Origin of the sequence: Campylobacter sp. LH-2024 (genome assembly GCF_048270605.1) — a bacterium.
GTDB classification, from domain to species: Bacteria; Campylobacterota; Campylobacteria; order Campylobacterales; family Campylobacteraceae; genus Campylobacter_D; species Campylobacter_D molothri.
The window spans coordinates 1,201,337-1,220,571 of record NZ_CP168139.1 but is presented as its reverse complement, the minus strand read 5'-3'; the positions used below and the strand labels follow the sequence as shown (position 1 = coordinate 1,220,571).

The 19,235-nt window shown below is 26.9% G+C and carries 14 protein-coding genes; 8 read left to right on the top strand and 6 right to left on the bottom strand.

All coding sequences use genetic code 11. The features are described 5' to 3' along the window. The first annotated feature begins 43 nt into the window (after positions 1-43). Positions 44-1,156 (top strand): molecular chaperone DnaJ, encoded by a 1,113-nt coding sequence (dnaJ, locus tag ACD570_RS06205; protein WP_337214062.1) that lies wholly within the window; start codon positions 44-46, stop codon positions 1,154-1,156. A 130-nt stretch (positions 1,157-1,286) separates the two neighbouring features. Here dnaJ and ACD570_RS06200 read toward each other — a convergent pair whose 3' ends face one another. Next, positions 1,287-2,534 (bottom strand): major outer membrane protein, encoded by a 1,248-nt coding sequence (locus ACD570_RS06200; RefSeq protein ID WP_417904236.1) that lies wholly within the window; start codon positions 2,532-2,534, stop codon positions 1,287-1,289. A gap of 259 nt (positions 2,535-2,793) precedes the next feature. Then, a complete protein-coding gene (locus tag ACD570_RS06195) occupies positions 2,794-4,494 on the bottom strand; it encodes a protein-disulfide reductase DsbD family protein (protein WP_417904235.1) in 1,701 nt (566 codons plus the stop codon). Positions 4,495-4,692: 198 nt separating this feature from the next. Here ACD570_RS06195 and ACD570_RS06190 point away from each other — a divergent pair, with 198 nt between their 5' ends. The 3 genes from ACD570_RS06190 to ACD570_RS06180 are packed head-to-tail and all read left to right on the top strand — an operon-like array spanning position 4,693 to position 9,135. Next, positions 4,693-5,853 (top strand): efflux RND transporter periplasmic adaptor subunit, encoded by a 1,161-nt coding sequence (locus ACD570_RS06190; protein ID WP_239820498.1) that lies wholly within the window; start codon positions 4,693-4,695, stop codon positions 5,851-5,853. Continuing rightward, the gene (locus tag ACD570_RS06185) at positions 5,853-7,784 is read left to right on the top strand and encodes an ABC transporter permease (protein ID WP_374262208.1); all 1,932 of its coding nucleotides are present in this window, start codon (positions 5,853-5,855) and stop codon (positions 7,782-7,784) included. Before ACD570_RS06190 ends, ACD570_RS06185 begins: the two co-directional genes overlap by 1 nt. Before the next feature lies 1 nt (position 7,785). Then, on the top strand, positions 7,786-9,135 hold the full coding sequence (locus ACD570_RS06180) for a TolC family protein (protein WP_374262211.1): 1,350 nt from the start codon (positions 7,786-7,788) through the stop codon (positions 9,133-9,135). 183 nt (positions 9,136-9,318) lie between these two features. Here the strand turns inward: ACD570_RS06180 and ACD570_RS06175 are convergent, their stop codons facing one another. Genes ACD570_RS06175 through ftnA form a run of 4 tightly spaced genes read right to left on the bottom strand, consistent with a single transcriptional unit; the run spans position 9,319 to position 13,389 of the window. Further along, positions 9,319-10,485 carry a GDSL-type esterase/lipase family protein gene (locus ACD570_RS06175; RefSeq protein WP_417904234.1) on the bottom strand — a complete coding sequence of 389 codons (1,167 nt, stop codon included), beginning with the start codon at positions 10,483-10,485 and terminating at the stop codon, positions 9,319-9,321. Then, a complete protein-coding gene (locus ACD570_RS06170; protein ID WP_417904233.1) occupies positions 10,472-11,476 on the bottom strand; it encodes a DUF459 domain-containing protein in 1,005 nt (334 codons plus the stop codon). The genes ACD570_RS06175 and ACD570_RS06170 overlap by 14 nt, the downstream gene beginning before the upstream one ends. Beyond that, complete coding sequence (locus tag ACD570_RS06165) at positions 11,476-12,852, bottom strand: MBOAT family O-acyltransferase (protein WP_239820503.1); 1,377 nt, start codon at positions 12,850-12,852, stop codon at positions 11,476-11,478. The genes ACD570_RS06170 and ACD570_RS06165 overlap by 1 nt, the downstream gene beginning before the upstream one ends. A 39-nt stretch (positions 12,853-12,891) precedes the next feature. Beyond that, on the bottom strand, positions 12,892-13,389 hold the full coding sequence (gene ftnA / locus ACD570_RS06160) for a non-heme ferritin (RefSeq protein ID WP_200283263.1): 498 nt from the start codon (positions 13,387-13,389) through the stop codon (positions 12,892-12,894). A 164-nt stretch (positions 13,390-13,553) separates the two neighbouring features. Between ftnA and ACD570_RS06155 the strand changes: the two genes are divergently transcribed. From ACD570_RS06155 to hypF, 4 genes are read left to right on the top strand one after another with little or no spacing between them, the layout of a single operon-like run. Beyond that, positions 13,554-14,870 carry an MATE family efflux transporter gene (locus tag ACD570_RS06155; protein ID WP_417904232.1) on the top strand — a complete coding sequence of 439 codons (1,317 nt, stop codon included), beginning with the start codon at positions 13,554-13,556 and terminating at the stop codon, positions 14,868-14,870. Beyond that, positions 14,846-15,493 carry a M48 family metallopeptidase gene (locus ACD570_RS06150; RefSeq protein WP_417904231.1) on the top strand — a complete coding sequence of 216 codons (648 nt, stop codon included), beginning with the start codon at positions 14,846-14,848 and terminating at the stop codon, positions 15,491-15,493. The genes ACD570_RS06155 and ACD570_RS06150 overlap by 25 nt, the downstream gene beginning before the upstream one ends. A 52-nt stretch (positions 15,494-15,545) precedes the next feature. Then, positions 15,546-17,066: a hypothetical protein gene (locus ACD570_RS06145; RefSeq protein ID WP_417904230.1), complete on the top strand. Its 1,521-nt coding sequence runs from the start codon at positions 15,546-15,548 to the stop codon at positions 17,064-17,066. Next, positions 17,047-19,233, top strand: a complete 2,187-nt coding sequence (hypF, locus tag ACD570_RS06140) for a carbamoyltransferase HypF (RefSeq protein ID WP_417904229.1) — start codon at positions 17,047-17,049, stop codon at positions 19,231-19,233. The genes ACD570_RS06145 and hypF overlap by 20 nt, the downstream gene beginning before the upstream one ends. Positions 19,234-19,235: the final 2 nt, after the last annotated feature.

Genomic DNA, 19,235 nt, shown 5'->3' with positions numbered 1-19,235 from the left:
GCTTTTTTTGATATTTTTTATTACAAAAATTAAGGATTTGGTTATGGAATTAGATTATTATGAGATTTTAGAAATTACACGAAATGCTGACAAAGACGGAATAAAAAAGGCTTATAGAAAAATGGCTTTGAAATATCATCCAGATAGAAATCAAGGAGATAAAGAAGCTGAAAATAAATTTAAATTAGTTAATGAAGCTTATGAAGTTTTAAGTGATGATGAAAAACGTGCTATCTATGATAGGTATGGTAAGGATGGGTTAAAAGGGGGAAGCTTTGGAAGCACTTCTGGTTTTGGGGGTTTTGATGACTTAGGAGATATTTTTTCTAGCTTTTTTGGAGATGGTTTTTCAAAACGTCGAAAAAAAACAAGTGATGAAAAATTTGCAAGCGATTTAATTGTTAATTTAAGATTAAATTTTAAAGAAGCTGTATTTGGATGTAAAAAAAATATAGATTTTGCTTATAAAAATTCTTGCAAAACTTGTCAAGGAACAGGATCTAAAGACGGAAAACTTCAAACTTGTCCTAAATGTAAGGGAAGTGGACAGGTAGGAATTTCTCAAGGATTTATAACTTTTGCGCAAACTTGTCCAGAGTGTCAAGGTAGTGGAGAAAGCATCCGTGAAAAATGTAATGATTGCAAGGGTAAAGGTTATGAAGAAATTAAAGATCAGGTTGAAATTAATATTCCAGAAGGCATAGATAGTGGAATGAATTTAAGAGTTAATTCTAAAGGAAATATGATCAAGAATGGATCCAGAGGAGATTTATATGTTAAAATTATTGTTGATGAGGATAGAACCTTTATAAGGGATGAGAATGATATATATATAGAATATCCAGTATTTTTTACTCAAGCCATTTTAGGCCAGAGTGTCAAAGTTCCTACTATACGAGGAGAAGCGGTTTTAAATTTACCTAAAGGCGCTAAAGATGGTCAAAGATTTGTTCTTGAGAAAGAAGGAGTAAAAGATGTGCATAGCTCTTACATAGGTAATCAAATTGTCCAAATTTCTATTAAATTTCCTCACTCTTTAAATGATGAGCAAAAAGAACTTTTAGAAAAACTTAGTGAAAGTTTTGGAATTAAAGATGGTATGCATCAAGAGCAAAAAGGATTTTTTGAAAAAATAGCTGATTGGTTTAAATCTTAAAGCCAATCACAAAAAACATTTTATAAATAAAATTAAAAGTGTTTTTTATAAAAATTCAAAAATTTTTTTGGGTATAAAAAAAGCTAGGTTTTTAAAACCTAGCTTTAAAGAATTTAATTCTAAGCGATTCTTAGAATTTGTAAAGAGCTTGAAGTCTTACAGCGTTATGATCGCCTTTAGCACCATGATCTCTATCTACATTTACATAAGAATAGAATGCTGAGAAGTCAAGTTTTGGAGAATATTTATAATCTACTCTTGCAACTGCTTCTAATTTTTTACCACCTGCATGAATATCTGTTTTAGTTCCACCGTATACGAAATCACCACCTACGCGAACTGTTTCATTGAAAGTATAACCAGCAGTTACGTAACCAAACATATTTCTACCATAGCTACCATTTAACTGAGAACCATCAGTATAGAAAATTTCTTGACCAGCTAATACAGATCCAAGGTTTCCTTGATCTTCAATTACAGTTAGAGTTGGTTTATTTTTATCACCATAGTATAAACCACCAAGACTAGCATCCCAGCCACCAAATTCAACAGTACCTTTTAAAGCAAAGAAGTTACCATTGCCAGCACCTATACTGTCTTTAAGCTTGCTATCAACAGAGTTTCCTAAATAAGCACCTTCAAGTGTCCAGTTGATACCATCAAAAATAGTTGTGCTATAAGCTGCATCTAAAGCATACATGAAAGCATTTTCATCCATATAAGCTAACCATAATTGTGAATTTAATTGACCACCGAAGGTTTCATAAGATCCTATAGCTGCAGCACCATAAAGATTTTTATCCCAGTTTAAAACAGGGCTAGCATCACTATCACCATATTTTTGATCACTGCTAACAACTTTTTCATTAAAACTATCTACAGCAAAAGCAGCTAGAGTTAAACCATCGATGCTATTATTTACTACTTTAACACCTGTTCCAACTAAACCATCGATTTCATTGTCAGTCCAGATAGTGTTAAGTTGTTGTTTACCAGCAATTACGCTTGTAGCTACATCTTCATTTGTATAAGTTAAGTATAATTGGCGAACTTGTAATCCATCACTTGTATTGCTAATATTATCTTTTCCGTATCCACCATCTTTTGAATTATAATCAAATTGAACAAAAGCTTTAAAGTTATCAGCTATAGCAGCTTTAAAGTTAATTTGAGCTCTGTATAAGTGATTTTGTTTACTAGTAATTAAATTGCTTTTGTGTCCAGGGAAATTACTGCCAAAATTGCCACCTTCATATCTATATCTTAATACTCCAGATACATCGATATTTTTGATAGCTTCTTCTACTGGAGTAGCACTAGCTACAGAAAAAGCACTTGCAGTAAGAGCTGCAACTAAACTAAGTTTAACTAGTTTCATGAGAATTCTCCTTCTTAAAATTAAAATTAAAACGATGTAATTGTAGCATAAAAAATAAGAGTTTATCTTAAAAAATACTTAAAGTTTATTTTAGGTTTAATTTTGAAGTTTTAAAATAAAGCAAATTCTAGCTAAGCCTAAAGCCTAGCTAGAGTATAATTTTAAGGAGTTTTCTTATGAATATTTGTATTCATTTGTAAGTATAAAAATTAAAAGTAAATGATAAGTAATTGTAAAAATTTTTACAAAAATTTATTTTTTATGATTTTAACTTTTTCAATAAATCATCAGCGTTTATAAAGCCTGTAATTTTTAATTGTTCTTTACCGTTTTGAAAAAAAATCAAAATCGGTGGTCCAAAAACATTAAATTGTTTCATGATTTTTATATCTTCATTGCTATTCTGACTGACATCAACCTTAATTAATTTGTATTTTTTAACTTGATCAATAACTCTTTTATCATTGAAAGTAAGTTCATCTAAGAGCTTACAATTTTCACACCAAGATGCTGTAAAATCAAGCATTAAAGCTTGATTGTTTTTTATTTCTTGATTGATTTGATCTAGATTGTTTATAAAATGATAATTTAAAGCTTGATTTTTTTCTTTTGCGCTAAAATTTAAAGGATTTAAAAAATCTTTTGATCCAAAAAGTCCACCTAAAAATAAGCAAATAGAATAGCTTAAAACTAAAATTAAAATGCTTTTTTTTATCTTGGCAAAAGCATTGAAAGCTTTTTCAAAAATTCCCATAAAAACACTAAAAAATATACCTAAAATTCCAAAAGCCATTAAAACATAATGTGTTGCTATAATGCGAGAGAGTATCCAAATGGCCATTGCAAACATAATAAAGCCAAAAAATACTTTTACTTTTTCCATCCAAACACCTGGTTTTAAGAATCCTAATCCTAAGCCAATAAAAAGCAAAGGAATTCCCATGCCAAAACTCATTATAAAAAGCGCACTTCCGCCAAGCAAGGCATCTTTTGTATTTGCTATATATATCAAGGCTCCAGCTAAAGGAGCTGCAACGCAAGGTCCTACAATTAAAGCAGATAAAAAGCCCATAATGGCTATCCCTATAATACCTTTTTTGTTACCACTTTTTTTGTGAATGAAATTTTGAAATTTCAAAGGTACTTCAAAACGTAAAATATCAAACATTGCAAGTGCAAAAAGAATAAAAATCAGTGCAAAAATAATTAAAACACTAGGTTTTTGCAAAATTCCTTGAACACTTGCGCCCAAAAAACTAGCAATAATTCCAGCAATAGCGTATGCTAAAGACATAAAAAACACATAAACAAATGAAAGAAAAAAGCTATGTTTTTTAGAATTTTTATTTCCACTTTTTGCAATTAATAAAGAAGATAAAATAGGAATCATAGGTAAAATACAAGGAGTGAGAGAAAGTAAAATTCCATAGCCAAAAAAACTAAGTAAAATCCAAAAAAGATTATTTGTAGCTAGAAAATTAGCAATTATTCCTTCTTCGGATTGAGAATTGAAATTTTCTTTAGATTTTTTATTTTGTTTATAAGGTTTTGAAATTGAAAATTGATTGTTTTTATGTGTAAGATCTAGATACCAAATTTGAGGATTGTAGCATAAACCTTGTTTAGAGCAACCTTGAAATTCAAATTTTATTTGATTGAGATTTTTTTTAGCATAATGTTCTAAAAGCAAATTTGGTAAGGCTAAATTTAATTCTTTAAAATACACTTTTTCATTATTTTCTTCAACACTTGAAGGTAAATTTAAAAAAGATGTTATATCTTTGTCATTAATGTAAAGTTTGATTTTATTTGCATATAGATAAATATCTTGTCCTAATTTAACATTGATAATAATAGAGCTATCATATTTTTTTGAATCAACGTGAAAAGCATCATTTAAAGATAAAATAGAAGCAAATGAAATGCAAAAATTAAATAAAAGTATTGTGATAAAACGCAATTATTTTTCCTTTTTAGAAAGTATTTTTTTGATTAAAAATTATATTTTTTTGTAGTAAATTAAAAAAGCTTTTTTATTAAAAAATAAAAAATTATAGTATTTTAACTTATGTTTAAATATTAAAAATTTACAATAATTCACAAAAAATTCACTTTCAAGCTATAAAATTGATTTAAAATGATTAATTTAAGGTTTTTAATGAAAAAAAAGATTATTTTTATCATAATATTTTTAATTGTTATTATTAGTGGAGTTTATTATTGGTTTTTTTATAATACAGAAAAAGTGACCTATCTTACTCAAAAAATACAAAGAGAAAATATATCCCAATCCATAGAAGCTATTGGAAAAGTTTACGCTAAAGATCAAGTTGATGTTGGAGCTCAGGTTAGTGGGCAAATTGTGAAGCGCTATGTAGATGTGGGATCACGAGTAAAACAAGGAGATTTGATTGCTCAAATTGATAAAGATAAGCAGCAAAATGATTTGGATATTACAAAAGCACAACTTCAAAGTGCTAAAGCAAATTTAGAAAGTAAAAAAATTGCTCTAGACATTGCTTTAAGGCAGTATGAAAGAGAAAAGAAGCTTTATGCTGTGAAGGCAACTTCTTTAGAGAATTTAGAGAGTCAAAAAAATAATTATTATACGCTTAGGGCTAATGTTGCTGATCTTAATGCACAGGTTGTTCAACTTGAAATCACACTTAAAAATGCTCAAAAAGATTTAGACTATACTACAATAACAGCTCCCATTAATGGAGTGATTATCAATGTGGCAGTAGATGAAGGGCAAACTGTTAATGCAAATCAAAATACACCAACTATAGTTCGTATAGCTAATTTAGATGAGATGGAAGTAAGAATGGAAATTGCAGAAGCGGATGTGAGTAAAATAAAAATAGGTACAGAGCTTAATTTTTCTTTATTGAGCGATCCTCAAAAGACTTACCATGCTAAAATAGAAAGCATTGATCCAGCTGATACTGAGGTAAGTGATTCTAGTTCAAATTCAAATTCAAGTTCTTCTAGCTCAAGTTCTAATGCCATATATTATTATGCTAAATTTTACGTTCCTAATAAAGATAATTTTTTGCGTATAGGTATGAGTGTTGAAAATGAAATTATCGTTGCAAGTGCTAAAAATGCGATTGTTGTTCCAAATTATGCGATTAAAAACGATGATAAGGGTTATTATGTTGAGGTTTTAGAAAATGATGAAGTCATTAAAAAATACGTAAAACTTGGGATTAAAGATGCTATTAATACTGAAATTTTAAAAGGTGTAAATGAAGGTGAGAATTTAATACTTAGTTCTAGTGCTGATGGACTTGCATCAAAAATTAAGTTGAGATTTTAATGATTTATTTGAGAAATATCTGTAAAAATATAGGTGAAAACACTATTTTAAAAAATATCAACCTTGATATAGAAAAAGGTGAATTTGTAGCTATTATCGGTCAAAGCGGGAGTGGTAAAACTTCTTTGCTTAATATTATAGGTACTTTAGATAGTCCAAGCAGTGGAAATTATTTATTGGATGGATATGAGGTTACAAAGCTTAATAATGATGAAAAAGCAAGATTAAGACGTGAAAAAATAGGTTTCATTTTTCAACGTTATAATCTTTTGAATTTATTCAATTCTAGTGAAAATGTTTCTTTACCTGCTATTTATGCGGGCAAAAATGTACAAGAGAGAAGGCAAAGATCTAAGGAATTGTTAAGCGATCTTGGTCTTGAACATAAGCTTTATTCTAAGCCTAATGAATTAAGTGGTGGCCAGCAACAACGTGTTTCCATAGCAAGGGCTTTGATGAATGGTGGAGAATTGATTTTGGCTGATGAGCCAACTGGGGCTTTGGATAGTAAAAGTGGAATTATGGTGCTTGAAATTTTACAAAAATTAAACAAGCAGGGCCATACCATTGTTTTAGTTACCCATGATCCAAAAATCGCACAACAAGCTAAAAGAGTGATTGAAATAAAAGATGGTGAAATTTTAAGTGATACTAAAGAAAAAAATATTGTCAATAGTCAAGAAATTATTTCCAAGATGATGACAAAAGAAAAAAAAACCTTATCTTTACTTAAAAATCAAGCTTTTGAATGTTTTAAAATTGCTTATTCTTCTATAATCGCACATAAGCTACGTTCAATTTTAACTATGCTTGGTATTATTATAGGAATTGCTTCTGTAGTTTGTGTAGTGGCTTTAGGGCTTGGTTCTCAAGCTAAGGTTTTGCAATCCATTTCTGATCTTGGTACTAGTAGTATAGAAATCTTTCCTGGTAAAGGATTTGGAGATTTGCGTTCGGGTAAAACAAGACTTAATTTTAGCGATTTAAAAACTTTAAAAAGCTTAAATTTTTTAGAAGCAGTAGATGCTTATACTAGCTCTTCAGGCGTGGCAACTTATAGTAATATTTCTTTAAATGCTAAGGCTGAAGGAGTTGGAGTTAATAATTTTGCTATTGATGGCTTAAAGATTGATACAGGAAGAATTTTAAGCGAAGATGAGGTGCAACATAGTTCAAATGTCGTTGTTCTTGATTTTAATGCTAAAAAGAATTTATTTCCAGAATTAAATAATGAAGATGTTTTAGGGCGCGTGGTAATCTTTGATTCTCAACCTTTTAAGATTATAGGAATTTTAAAAAAAGATCAAAATAAAATATTTGATGATAATGTTGTGCGTCTTTATATTCCTTATACAACGCTTATGAATAAAATCACTGGCGATAAAAAATTACGTGAAATCATAGTAAAGGTTAAAGATGATATGGACTCTACTTTAGCTGAAAATGCGATTATACGTGTTTTAACCCTTAAAAGAGGACAAAAAGATTTTTTTACTTTTAATTCTGATACTTTTAGAAAAACCTTTACAGCCAATAAAAGAACAACGACCATACTTACAATTTGTGTAGCAGTTATTGCTCTTGTAGTTGGAGGAATTGGCGTGATGAATATCATGCTTGTTTCAGTAAGTGAAAGAACAAGAGAAATTGGAATTCGTATGGCAATAGGCGCTAGAAGAGAAGATATTATGATGCAATTTTTAATTGAAGCAATTATGATATGCACTATAGGAGCGATTTTAGGGGTTGTTTTATCTGTATTTATCATCTTTGCTTTTAATCATTTAAGTACCGATTTTCCAATGATTTTAAATGCATATTCTATATTTTTAGGACTTTTAAGTTCAATTTTAATCGGAGTGATTTTTGGATTTTTTCCTGCAAAAAATGCAGCAAATTTAAATCCTATTCATGCTTTATCAAAGGAATAAAATGAAAATCTTCATCAGTTTTTTAATTGGTTTTTTCATAACAGCTTGTGGAACAAAATTGGTTTTACCTAAAGAACCTTTAATAAAACAGAACGATTTAAAAGATTTAAATATAAGCTATGAATGGTATAAAGCTTACGACAATAAGCATTTAAATGAATTTATAAATTATGTTTTGAAAAACAATAGCGATGTTAAGGTAGCGAGCTTAAATTTATTAAGTGCTTTAGCTAGGGCTGATTTGATTGATTATGATTTATATCCAAGTTTAAGCGGTAATTTAGGTTTTACAAAGAACAAAAATTTAAATTCAGGATTAGAGAATAAAAATTTTAATAATGCCTTAAATTTAAGTTATGAACTAGATATTTATGGAAAGATAAGAGATAGTGCAAAAGCAAGTGAATTTAGTGCAAAAGCAAGTGAATATGATTTGCAAAATTTAAAAATCAGTATGGTTAATACAGCTTTAAATGATGTTTTTGAACTTGCTTATTTTAATGATATGCAAAATTTACTTGAGCAATATTTTCAAAATCTAACTCAAATGAAAGAACTTTATACTTATAAATATAAGCTTGGAAAGATAGAAGAACTTGATTTACTTAATTTGGAGCAAAATACTTTAAAGGCTAGGCAAAATCTTTTAAGTAATGAACAAAATAGAAATTTATTAATTAAAAATTTGCAAGATTTATTGGGCAAAAAAGAGGGATTTTCTTATATAGAATATTTTAAAACCTTGTCTTTATCTGATTTTAAAGAATTAAAACCCAAATTTAACATTCCTTTAAAAGTACTTTATTATCGTCCAGATATACAAGCTAAAATCAATAATTTAAAATCTGCTTTTAAAGATTATGCTTCTATGCAAAAATCTATATTGCCAAATATTTCCTTGGGTGGAATTTTAAATGGTAGTGATGAAAATTTTAACGATAGTTTTAAATTTGAAATATTAAGCGGAAATATTAAAATTTCTCTTCCTTTTCTTGATTATGGTAGAGTGCGTCAAAATATTAAAATTTCAGAATTTGAATACGATAAGCTTTTAGTAGAATACGAGCAAATTTTGCAAAGTGCAATCAATGAATATGAACTCAATTATAAGGATTACCAAAGCAATATTTCACTTTTAAAAAATTTAGAAATTATTAATGCAAAGCAAAAATTAATCAAAAATGCTTATTATGAAAAGTATAATTTAGGAAAAAGTGAATTAAAAGATTATTTAGATGCCTCTAATGCTTTAAATTCCAGTGAAGAAGAACTTTTAAGAGCAAAATTTAATCTTTATAAAATCATTAATTTATATTATCAAATTACTGCTATAGAGGAAATTCCTTTTTAATTTATCTTGATAATAAAAATCTATAGCTAAATAATTAATAAAGAAATGGAATTAAGCAAGATGAAAATAAAACTAACAAAACTATTGTTAAAGAAGATGAGAATTTTAGAAAAATATAGGTTGGGATTGTTTAGATGCATTCTTCAATAAATAAATTTTTTATTATTTTTTTAAAGAAACAATTTAATAACGGATATATTGTTTTAGATCTTCCAGCATTTTTTTAGCCATTAAGTCATAACCTTTTATAGTTAAATGAACATCTTTTAAAGAGAGTTTTTGCTTAATCCATTTATCTTTACCTCCTGTATCTTGCATAAATTTATACATGTCGAAAATGAGGGTTTTTTCTTCTTTTGCAACCTCATAGAGTGCTTCTCTTACGGCAAAAAAATTAGGTGCTAATTCATAAGTTCGATTTTTTTTATAGGTTACAATAGGGGGAGATATTAGCATAATAATAGTATTTTTATTATAGTTTTTAAGTATTTCTATCCAATGTTTGAGATTGTTTTTAAATTTTTGTTTTTCAAAACCTTGAAAAAGTGCATCATTTGATCCGTAGGAAAGTATGATTAGATCATTATGTAAAAGTTTTAATTCATTTTTAACTACTAAAGGATTCCAAGAAAGCCAAATATCACTTTTTGCACCATTTATAGCGACAGTATCTAAGAAATTGTTATCATTTTTATTAGTTATAAAATATCCTCCAAGTTCAGCATTTTTTTGTAAAGCTGTTATTTCTAAAGGGAAAGTTGCTTCAAGTTTTTTATATGACCATTTATTGCTTTGAAAAGAACGTAATTTGAAATTTTTACCTTGTGCGTCTTTGATATTAAAGGCATTATTATCATCTTTGGCTTTAAATAAAAAACCTATTTTAAATTTTTTTTTGTTTAAAGTCGTATCGATATTAATTTTTGCATTTTTGTCTTTAGCTTTTGCTATGATACCGCCTAATGGGAAATTTAGTTTTGTATTTTTTGGATTTTTAGAATTTAAAATTTCAAAATTTTTATAAGAATATTTAAGATTTAAATTTTGTTGATATTTGGGCTGAAGAGCATGGGCAAATCCTATAGAGTTTGATTTTATAAGATATCCCCTAAGCACTCTTGGAAAAAAATCGGCTGCGATATGAGAATCTCCAAAAATTCTAATGCCTAGATTGTTTTGACTTTTTAGTTTTTTTTCAAATCTTTTTAAATCTTTTTTTAGAACATAACTTGTTAGAGCAGAGTGATTTTTACTTTGTATAAGAATTTTATCTATAGGATCATTGGTAGAAGCAAATAAATTAGTGAATAAAAATAAAAATAAAAATAATTTTATTTTATTCGCTAACATTTTGATCCTTAATAATTAAATGATTTAGCAAAAGTTTAGACATGATCTTGGCACCATTCATTGTAAAATGAATACCATCATCAGTTCTTACTTTTATGGTTTTATTGTTTTCATTTTTAATATAAGTAGAATATTGATTATTGAGAGTAAAAGATGATTTTGTATCAATAAAAATTTCTTTATTTTTAAGAACTTCTTGACGATAAATTTCATTTAAAATTTGAATTTTATCATTAAGACTATCTTTTTTCATCGGTGGAACTTCAAACCATAAAATTTTAACTTGATATTTTTGAGCTATTTGTATAATCTCATCTACTCTAGTCTTATAAAATTCTTTCCAAGCCGAAGAGCCAAAACGAAGATAATTTTTACCTTTTTTAATGTCCCAAGGATCATTTGGGCCTAATAAAATGACAAGATATTTGATATTTGAATTTGATAAAAATGCATCTTCTATGGTTTTTGCCCAATTAAAATAAGATTTATAAGAAAGTCCTGTATTTTGCCTACTTAAATCTTCTGATTTGATGCCTAAAATATTTAAATTTTTGTTAAGATTGATTGCGACCCCTTGCATTAATGAATCGCCAATAAAAAGAAATTCTTTATTTGGATTGATTGTTAATTTTCCATTATCGGTTAAAATAGTTGAATTTTTATCTTTAAAAGAGCTTGCATTTTCTTCTTGTTGCATTTGTACTAAAGATTGATTTTTTATTTTTGTATCGTTACTAAGATTTGCATCTTTAATATCTTTTATAATTTGATAGTTAGAATGGGTAGTTTTAGTGGTATTTTCTGTGCTTAAAACGGTATGAATTTGTTCTAATTTTATCTTTAATTTATTACCTTCTTTTAAAATGGTATTTTGTGGATAAAAGCTAAGATGATATCTTTGTTCTATATATGAACTAATACTTTCATTCATAACAATTATGACTAAGACAAATACAGCCATTAGAATAAATAAGAATTTAATTATCTTCATTAAAAACTCGAATAAATGAAATTAGGAATACCATCTGGCATAAATGTAAATACCAATAATAAAATAAAAGTAATAATAAAGGGTTTTAATAAAAAAGGAGTTAAATCTAAAATTTTTACACAATAAGTTCTAAAGTTGATAAATAAAGGATAAATAAGAAAAATAACACCAAAACTTGCAAGAATATAAATATCTTGATAGCTTGGAATTTGTGAAAAATTATTATAGCAAGCTTTAAAATATTCTATAGCATCATCTAAACTTTTATTATAATAAAAGAAAATCCAAGTAAAGCATACAAATTGAAAAGTTAAAAATCTTCCAAGTGTTGGAATTTTTTGTAAATTTATTTTTGTTAAGGCGAATATATGCAAGAAGGCAACGCCTATACCGTGTAATAAACCCCAAATTAAGAATGTTAAAGTATTGCCATGCCACATTCCAGAAAGTATAAAGGCAATAAGAAGATTTAAAATAGTCCTAGTTTTACCTTTTTTACTTCCACCCAAAGGGATATAGATATAATCTTTTATAAAGGTTGAAAGGCTAATGTGCCATCTTGACCAAAATTCTTTGAGATTTTTAGACAAATAAGGCATATTAAAATTTGGAGGAAGATGAAAGCCTAACATCAAAGAAAAAGCACATACTAAATCAATATATCCACTAAAATCACAATAAATTTGTATAGCATAGGCATAAATAGCACTTAAAAGCTGTATAAAATTATAAGATTGTGGAAAATCAAGAATATGTTCAGCATAATTACCTAAATAATTAGCTATAAGGACTTTTTTTACAATTCCAAAAATCAACAAAGTAATAATTAAATTTTCATTTTTAAATTCTCGTTTGCGATGACTTTGCTCAAAGAAAAAAGAGCTTCGCATAATTGGACCTGAAAGCAAGGTAGGAAAAAAAGATAAAAATAGAGCCAAATTGAAAAAGCTTTCTAGACGACGTTTTTTATAAACTTCTAAAAGATAAGTAATCGAAGTAAAGGTATAAAAACTAATTCCCATAGGAAATAAAACATCTAAATTAATAAAATCAAGACCAAAAAATTCCATAATAGAATCAAAACTTGTCTTAATGCTTGCAAAATATTTAAAAAAACATAAATTTAAAATAACAAAGGTGATACAAGTCATGAAAACATAACGTTTTTTTCGAATAAAAATAAGTAGAGAAAAATAATGTATAAAAAAGGTATATACAAATAAAATTAAAGCAAAATATGGATTAAACAGAAAATAAATCAGATAAGAAAAGATTAAAATTAAAATATTTTGTATTTTATAATTATCGTGAAATAACCAATAGATGGCAAAAAATGCCATCATCAAAATGCTAAATTCTAAAGAAAAGTAAGTCATTTATGTAAAATTGGTTTAGATCTTTATCTTAAATAAAAACTATTTTTTAAGAGCAATGCTTTTAATATATTGATCGGCCAAATATAAACCATTTCCATTTTCACCAATAAGTTTGATTTTATCCACTATACCACGGAAAAGCGCTTCTTCTTCGTGTTGTTCACTTACATACCATTGTAAAAAATTAAAAGTAGAATAATCTTTATTAACGAGCATATGTTCTACAAGTTCATTGATTGATTTTGTAATACTTTGTTCATGGGCATATGTTTTTTCAAAAACATCAAGCAAGGAATTAAAATTTTGTTCAGGTTGCTTAACTTCTTTAAGTTCAACATGAGAATCTGTTTCATTAAGATAAGTGATAAGTTTTTTTGCATGTTCACTTTCTTCGCTTGCATGAGCAAATAAAAATGCTCCAGCACCATCAAAGCTATTTTCATAGCACCAAGAACTCATGCTTAAATATAAATTAGCCGCATACATTTCTTTATTAACTTGTTCATTAAGTAATCTTACTACTTCTTTTGAAAGCATTAGATCTCCTTTGTCTATATATTTTTATTTTAATGGGAAAAATATACCCTAATTTGGCAAAAAAATAAATAAAATAATATGAAATTTTATATTTTTTAATAAAAACAATTTTAAAAATTTAAGAAATATTTTGATAGAATTTTTAGTTTTTTAAGGTGCAATTTATGGCAAAAAAAAGACTTTCTTTATCAAGACTTAGCATTCCTATTTTTTGGGATTTATTTTTTAGATTTTTAAGTATTATTGCTAATACTGCTATGGTCTCTCATTATTCTAATGATTTAGTTGGAGCAATGGGAGCTGGTAATGAAATCATTGATTTATTTATTACTATTTTTAGTTTTTTAAGTGTGGGGTGCAGTGTCGTTATTGCTCAAGCTATTGGAGCTAAAGATACCATACTAGCTAGAAAAGTGATTCATCAAAGTTTGTTTTTAAATTTGCTTTTTGGTTTGATTTGTGGGAGTTTTATTTTATGGCAAAGTGAACTTCTGCTCAATCTTTTAAATATACCTAAAGAATTACTCAAAGATAGTCAAATTTATCTTGATATGCTTGCAATCTGTCTTATTTTTGATGCAATTGGTTTAATATTATCAGCGATTATGAGAGTTTATAATATAGCCTATTGGGTTATGATGGTGGGTATTATGATGAATTTAATTATCGTTGTTGGAAATTTTTATGTACTTCATTTTACAGAGCTAGGACTTTTTGGAGTAGGGGTTAGCAATATTATAGCAAGAATTGTTGCTGTAGTTGCTATGTTTTTAATCATAACTTATAAGCTTAAAATTCATTTAAAAATAAAAGAAATGCTTAATTTTGAAAAAGAGGTGTTAAAAAAAGTTTTTAGCATAGGAGGTTTTTCCGCGGGAGAAAATCTAATTTGGATTAGTCAATATATTATTAGTTTTAGTTTTGTGGCCAGTCTTGGAAAAGAAAATCTTAGTGTTCAAACGATTTATTTTCAATTGTCTTTATTTATTATGATGATGGGAATTGCTATGAGTGTTGCTAATGAGATTATTATAGGAAAATTAGTTGGTGCAAGATACGAAAATATAGCTTATAAGCATACTTGGAAGGCGCTTTATTTTAGTGTTATGGCTACGATTATAGTCGTGCTGTGCCATTATTTTTTAAAAGATGTTACTATGAATCTTTTAGATTTAAAAGAAGATCTTAGAGAAATTATGCTCCCTTTATTTACTCTTTCTATTTTTCTTGAAATTTCAAGAACTTTTAATATAGTAATGGTCAATGCTTTAAGAGCAAGTGGAGATGCTAAATTTCCATTTTTTAGCGGTATGATATTTATGTTAGGAGTGTCTTTACCTGTAGGATATATACTTTGTTTTTATTGCAACCTTGGAATTTTAGGAATTTGGATAGGTTATTGTGCAGATGAATCTTTAAGAGGACTTGTTAATGCCTATAGATGGAAGAGTAAAAAATGGCAAGGAAAAGCTGTAATATAAAGGAATTTTCTTGGAATAATTGGGTATTTTTTTATCAAAAAAAATCCATTAAAAATGTATATTTAAGATTAAATGAAAAGGGTAAATTTTATTTAAGTTTGCCTTATTTTTACACTTTAGACGATATTGAAAAATTTTTAATCAAGCATGAAGATTGGATTAAAAAAACATGGCTTAATTTTAAAAATAAAACTAATGAAGTGGATCAAGTTTATTTTTTAGGTAAAAAATATCGATTAGTTTTAAAAGAAAACCTTTTTAAAACAAAAATTTTAAAAACCGAAATTCATACTCCTTCTAGAATAGAATTTGAGTCTTTTTTAAGAAAAAATTCTAAAATTATTTTTCTTTTTTATCTTAAAAAATGGACTCAAAGGACCAAGCTTAATTATACACATTTAAGTATTAAGAAAATGAAAACACGTTGGGGTTCTTGTAATCATAAAAAAGGTTATATTAATCTAAATTTAAAACTTTTAGAAAAAAGTTTAAAAGCTATAGAATATGTTATTTTACATGAAATAGCCCATTTAAAATATCCCAATCATAGTCAAGATTTTTATAATTTTTTAGCATTTTACATGAAAGATTTTAGAGTAAGGGAAAAAGAATTTAAACTTTGATAAGTAAGATTGATTTTTTTTGATATAATTTTTTATATTTGAAGGATGAAAATTGATTTTAGAATTTGAATTTGAGTATTTTGGAAATAATGATTATTTTACCTATCTTTTAAATTTTTATGCTAAGAATTATAAATATAGTTTAAATCGAGAAAAAAATAAGATTTTATTGCAAATAGAAGGCGATGAAAAAGAATTATCTGATTTTTGTGAAAATCTAAAAGGTATAAGCAATAGTGTTTTTTTGAAAAAATTTGATGTAAGGATAACCGAAAGATTAAATGATTTTAATCAAAGTTTTGATTATTGTGAAAAGTTTTTCTATCTTACTCATTTAAATTCTAGTGCATATGTGGAAAAAAAAGAACTTTCAAATAATGAATGGGGTGTATTTTGTGAGAATGAAATTTCACTCGATGGACTGTATTTTGAAAAAATAAATCAGGTCAATTTTGATACATTTTTACAAAAAGCTCTTGAAAAATTGGTCAATAAAGAAGAAATTTACTTAAAAAATCATAAAGGAAGTTATAAAATCAGCCTCTTTAATGAGAATTTTGAATGCGATTTTTTAATACCTTGTGATATAAAAACCATACAGACGATTTTTGTTTGTTCTCAAGAAAATTTAAAACTTCTTGCAAGCTTAGAGAAACCTTTAATTAAGTTAAGATTAAATGCTATGTTTAGAAAAAAATATAATTTAAAATTTAATGATTTTAAATTAGTTTTAGCACAAGATCTTTTCACATTTGCTTTATGTTATCAGCTTTATAAACAGGATTTTTCTTTTTTGAGTGTTTTAAAAATTGATGAAAAAGAAGAAGATTTTGAAGTGATGAATTTAGATGAAAAAGTTGTAATTTTGCAAGGTTTAGAATTTATAGATCGTAAAGCAAGAGAACTTATTTTTTCCAAAGAAGATAAAAATATGGCTAGAATTTCTTACATTTTAAGTAGTTTTAAACAAGAAGTTTTTCTTTTAGAATTAAGTAAAAAATATGACGATATTTTGCTTATAAATAAGGAGCTAAATTTATTAAAACTTGATTTGCCTAAAAGTTTTAAAAAGCTTTATGAGGAAATTGAAAAAGATGAGATTGGTGCTAAGCTTTTATCTAATTTCTCAAAAGAATTTCCACTTTTAGATGAAGATTTTACCTTAAAAAATAATTTTTATTCTTTATTTTGTATTTTAGGTAGAATTTTAAACTTAGATAAAGAAATTTATAGTGCTGGAGAAAAACTCTTAAAAATGGCTGATGAAAGTAAAATGCCACGTGGAGTGAAAATAGATTATCGTTTAAAAAAAGATAAAAGTTTTAACCATGTAAGAACTTTGCGATCTGTTATGAGTTTTATGCTTGCTGGGGTTGATAGTGTTAATATTGCTTATGGGATTGTTGAGAGTTTAAGTTATTTTTTACGTGATATATATGATGAATTAAGATCAAAAAAACAAGCTGAAATAGCTATTGTTAGTGGTGCTTTATTTGAACATAAATCTCTACTTAAAAATACTTTAAAACATTTAAAAGATTGCAAACTAAGCGATGCGCCACTTAGGATTTAAAATCAAAATTTCAGGCTTGGTCCAAGGTGTAGGATTTCGCCCTTTTATATATGAAATAGCTTTAAAACTTCAACTTTTAGGAGAAGTAAAAAATGATGGTTTTGGGGTAGAAATTTTACTTTCTTGCTCTTATAAAAAATGTTTGGAATTTATAGAGCAATTAAAAAGTAACCCTCCTCCTCTTGCAAGAATAGACAAAATTGAAATTTTAAAATGTAGGTCAAAAGTTTATCATAACTTTTGCATCGCTTCTTCAAAACAAAGTATAAAAACAACCCCTATATTAAGCGATTTTGCTTTATGCCAAGAATGCAAAAATGAATTTTATGACTTAAACAATAAGCGTTTTCATTATCCTTTTATCACTTGTACTCACTGTGGACCTCGTTTTAGCATCATAAAAAATTTACCCTATGATAGAGATAATACTACGATGGATAAATTTAAGATGTGTGATTTTTGTGAGAAAGAATATAAAAATCCTTCAAATCGCCGCTTTCATGCTCAACCTATTAGTTGTTCTAAATGCAAAATTTCAGTGTATTTAAAAAACAAGCAAGGTGAAATTTTATTTACAGATGAAAATGCTTTTATAGAGTGTGCAAAACTTTTAAAACAAGGAAATATTCTTGCTATTAAGGGAATGGGCGGATTTCATTTAATGTGTGATGCTTTTAATGAAAAAGCTTTAAAAGAATTAAGAATAAGAAAAAACCGTCCTAAAAAACCTTTTGCTTTAATGTGTAAGGATATTAAAGATATTAAAAAACTTGCATTTTTAAGCGACGAAGAGGAAAGATTGATAGGTAGCTCATTAGCGCCTATTGTAATTTTAAAAGCGAAAAAGAACTTTGATTTAATTGCTCCAGATATTGATAAAATAGGTATTATGATGGCTTATACTCCTTTGCATCTTTTGATTTTTGAATATTTTAAAGGTATTCTTGTAGCAACAAGTGCAAATTTAAGTGGCGAAAGTATTATTAAAGATGAGGATAATTTAAGATTTAAACTTGATAGAGTTTTTGATTATTATTTAGACTATGATAGAGCGATTTTTAACTCTAGTGACGATAGTATCGCTCAATTAATAAATAATCAAGCTATGTTTTTACGTACTTCAAGGGGTTTAAATCCTTATTATATAGAAACAAATTTAAATTTCAATCAAACTTATCTAGCTTTAGGGTCAGAGCTTAAAAATGAATTTGTGATTTTTTATCAAAATAAAATATTAATCTCCCCTTATATAGGAGATTTAAAAAGTGTTGATACTTATGAAAGATTTTTAAGGCTTTTGGATTTTTTTAAAAAAAGTTATGATTTAAAATTTGATACTATACTTTGTGATAAACATCCTCATTTTTTATATACAAAAGACTTTAAGCAAACAATTAAAATTCAACATCATTATGCACATTTTTGTGCAGCTTATTTTGAATACCAAGAAGAATTTATCAAAGATGAGAAGGCTTTAGGTTTTATTTGGGATGGAACGGGTTATGGTGATGATGGCAGTATTTGGGGTGGAGAGATTTTTATAGCTAATTTAAAAGAATATGAAAGAATTGCTCATTTTGATGATTTTAAATTGATTAATGCTGATATAAAAAATATATATAATTTAGCTTTAAGTGTAATTTGGCATTATAATTTAGAAAATTTAGCTCAAGATTTTTTAGATAAAATTTCAAAAGTTAAACTTGAAAATCTTAAAAAAATTTATACTAATTCTACTCTTAAAACAAGCTCTTTAGGACGTATTATCGATGCTTTTGGTGCTATTGTTTTTGACTTAGATCAAAGTTCTTATGAAGCACAAATTGGTCTTATGTGTGAAAGTTTTTATCAAAGAGATTTAAATTTTTCTTATAAACTTTATGTTGAAAATGGCAAAATTAATTTTAAAGAATTGATTTTGGGGGCTTTAAGAGATGAAAAAAGTAAAGCTATTACAGGTATGCTTAATGGCTTGGCTGATTTCATTATAAAATATAGTCAAAATTATAATTTTAAAGTATTGCTTAGTGGTGGAGTTTTTCAAAATAAAACTTTACTTGAAATTCTAAAAGCTAAAAATTTAGATTTTTTTGTGCCTTTAAAATATCCTTGTAATGATAGCTCAATAGCTTTAGGGCAAATGATACATTTTTTAAATAAAAATTAACC

Coding starts and splice junctions, on each gene's coding strand:
- dnaJ (WP_337214062.1), top strand. CDS start 44: ATGGAATTAGATTATTATGAGATTTTAGAAATTACACGAAATGCTGAC.
- ACD570_RS06200 (WP_417904236.1), bottom strand. CDS start 2,534: ATGAAACTAGTTAAACTTAGTTTAGTTGCAGCTCTTACTGCAAGTGCT.
- ACD570_RS06190 (WP_239820498.1), top strand. CDS start 4,693: ATGAAAAAAAAGATTATTTTTATCATAATATTTTTAATTGTTATTATT.
- ACD570_RS06185 (WP_374262208.1), top strand. CDS start 5,853: ATGATTTATTTGAGAAATATCTGTAAAAATATAGGTGAAAACACTATT.
- ACD570_RS06180 (WP_374262211.1), top strand. CDS start 7,786: ATGAAAATCTTCATCAGTTTTTTAATTGGTTTTTTCATAACAGCTTGT.
- ACD570_RS06175 (WP_417904234.1), bottom strand. CDS start 10,485: ATGTTAGCGAATAAAATAAAATTATTTTTATTTTTATTTTTATTCACT.
- ACD570_RS06170 (WP_417904233.1), bottom strand. CDS start 11,476: ATGAAGATAATTAAATTCTTATTTATTCTAATGGCTGTATTTGTCTTA.
- ACD570_RS06165 (WP_239820503.1), bottom strand. CDS start 12,852: ATGACTTACTTTTCTTTAGAATTTAGCATTTTGATGATGGCATTTTTT.
- ftnA (WP_200283263.1), bottom strand. CDS start 13,389: ATGCTTTCAAAAGAAGTAGTAAGATTACTTAATGAACAAGTTAATAAA.
- ACD570_RS06155 (WP_417904232.1), top strand. CDS start 13,554: ATGGCAAAAAAAAGACTTTCTTTATCAAGACTTAGCATTCCTATTTTT.
- ACD570_RS06150 (WP_417904231.1), top strand. CDS start 14,846: ATGGCAAGGAAAAGCTGTAATATAAAGGAATTTTCTTGGAATAATTGG.
- hypF (WP_417904229.1), top strand. CDS start 17,047: ATGCGCCACTTAGGATTTAAAATCAAAATTTCAGGCTTGGTCCAAGGT.